The sequence below is a fragment of the Pseudomonas viridiflava genome, from assembly GCF_900602065.1.
Classification (GTDB): domain Bacteria; phylum Pseudomonadota; class Gammaproteobacteria; order Pseudomonadales; family Pseudomonadaceae; genus Aquipseudomonas.
Genome location: NZ_UWFN01000011.1, coordinates 1 through 529 on the forward strand (window position 1 = coordinate 1; position 529 = coordinate 529).

Annotated in this window: 1 pseudogene; it reads right to left on the minus strand. The window is 60.7% G+C overall.

Going from position 1 to position 529, the window contains the following annotated elements:
• Nucleotides 1-529: pseudogene (locus EE949_RS00055) on the minus strand (calcium-binding protein); the annotation flags it as partial.

The following is a 529-nucleotide window of genomic DNA, read 5'->3' on the forward strand; positions in this document are numbered from 1 at the left end:
CCTGGCCGCCAATCAGGGTGTCAGCGCCCAGCCCACCGTTGAGAACGTTGGCCCCGGCGTTGCCGGTCAGGATGTTATTGGAGGCGTTGCCGGTCAGGTTGAGCAGGGCTTCGGTCTGGCTGGCGTCGAGATTTTCAAGCGTTGCCGCCAACGCGAGGGTGACCGCTGCGCGGCCGCCGGTTCCGCCAGTCACCTGCAAGGTATCGGCGCCTTGGCCTGCCAGTTCGGTGACGGTGTCTTGCAGGGTATTGGTGGCCGTCAATTGCACTACATAGGTGTCATCGCCCTTGCCGCCGATCAAGGTATCGGCACCGTCCAGGCCGTTAAGGATGTTATTGCCGTCGTTGCCGGTGATGATATTGGCCAGGCTGTTGCCGGTGCCATTGAGGTTACTGCTGCCGGTCAGCGTCAGGTTTTCGAGGTTATCGCCCAGTTCGAAATCGACCGAGGACCTGACCAGATCAATGCCGTCGACTGCCAGGGTTTCGACCACGGTATCGCCTGCACCGACGATGTAAATGTCGTTACC